At 65.6% G+C, this 1,621-nt stretch carries 1 protein-coding gene; it reads left to right on the top strand.

All coding sequences use genetic code 11. From position 1 onward, the window contains the following. A partial coding sequence (locus BLX42_RS02840) for an Ig-like domain-containing protein (protein WP_256671911.1) occupies window positions 1-1,621 on the top strand: 1,621 nt, incomplete at both ends.

Below are 1,621 nucleotides of genomic sequence, written 5' to 3' on the forward strand. Positions count from 1 at the left end.
CACGCCACCGGCACCGGCAACCGAACTGCGCCTCAATGCTGCCGGCGATCAGTTGAGCGGCGTCGGCGAAGCAGGCACCACGGTAAGGGTATACCTGGGCACCACTGAAATCGGCACCGCCACGGTGGCTGCCGACGGCACCTTCGTGGTCGACCTCAGCTCGCCGCAGCTCAATGGCCAAAGCCTTCAGGTAACCCTGACAGACGAAAGCGAAAACGTATCGCCCAACAGCTCGGTCACCGCGGTCGATACCACGCCGCCGGCTGCGGTTGTCGCGTTGCTCAACGACAGCGGCACCCAACTCACCGGTAGCGGCGAAGCAGGGGCGCGCATCACCGTGATGAACGACCGTGGCGACATGGTCGGCCAGGGCGTGATCGACCCTGACGGCACCTTCGTGCTTGACCTGACAACCCCACAGATCGACGGCCAGGTACTGACCGTCGTCGCTCAGGACGTCACCGGCAACCCCTCCGCGCCATTCGAAGTGACCGCACCGGACTTGGTGCCACCAGCGCAACCTGCCGACTTGGCGCTGGACCCGACGGGCACGCTGCTGATCGGTAGTGCCGAACCCGGCAGTACCATCACCGTGCGTGGCCCGGACAACACCATTGTCGGCACCGTCCAGGCCACCGTAGACGGCACCTTCAGCGTGACGTTGAGCCCGGCGCAGACCAACGGTCAACTGCTGACCGTGGTCTCTACCGATGACGCCGGCAATGCTTCGCTGCCAGCCACCTACCAGGCTACCGACACGTCGCCACCTGCTCTGGTCACCAACCTGGCAATCAATACCGACTACGACGTGCTCACCGGGCGCGGTGAGCCCAACGCTACAGTGACCGTCAGCCTGGCAGGCAATCCCATCGGCACCGGCGTGGTCGATGCCAGCGGCAATTTCTCCATTGAACTGGACCCCGCCCCCGGGCCTGCCGCCATCTTGACCGTCACCCAGAACGACGGCGCGAACACCTCGGAGGAAGAAACTTACCTGACTCCCCTGGTTCCACCTCCAGCACCCCCCACCGATGTGGTGCTCGGCAGTGACGGCCTGACGCTGACCGGCAATGCCACCAGTGGCGCGTCGATACGCGTCTACGACGAAGACGGCGACTTGATCGGCAGCGGCGTAGCCGACCTCAACGGCGACTTCAGCCTTCAACTCGATACCGCACAACTCAATGGGCAGTCACTGTCGGTCACTGCCGTGGACCTGGTAGGCGGCGAATCGCAGCCAGTATTCGTGCAGGCGGACGACACCACGCCGCCGGCCAACCCGGTGGTCACTGCGCTGTCCGCCAATGGCCTGGTGCTTACCGGTACCGGCGAAGCCAATGCCACGGTCACCGTGCGTGATGCCAGTGGCAATGTGCTCGGCACCGGCGTGGTCAACGCTGGCGGCGTGTTCAGCATCAACCTGGCCAGCGCGCAGCTCAACGGCCAGGTACTCGGTGTGACGCAGGTCGACGTTGCACAGAATGCCTCGGGCAGCACCAGCTATACCGCGCCGGACACACAGGCGCCAGCTGCACCGACCAGCCTTGCCGTGACCGGCGCAGGCACCGTACTGACCGGCGTCGGCGAGCCCGGCGCGACAGTCACCGTCACCGGCCCGGGC

The organism is Pseudomonas sp. SG-MS2 (assembly GCF_009933855.1).
GTDB classification, from domain to species: domain Bacteria; phylum Pseudomonadota; class Gammaproteobacteria; order Pseudomonadales; family Pseudomonadaceae; genus Aquipseudomonas; species Aquipseudomonas putida_E.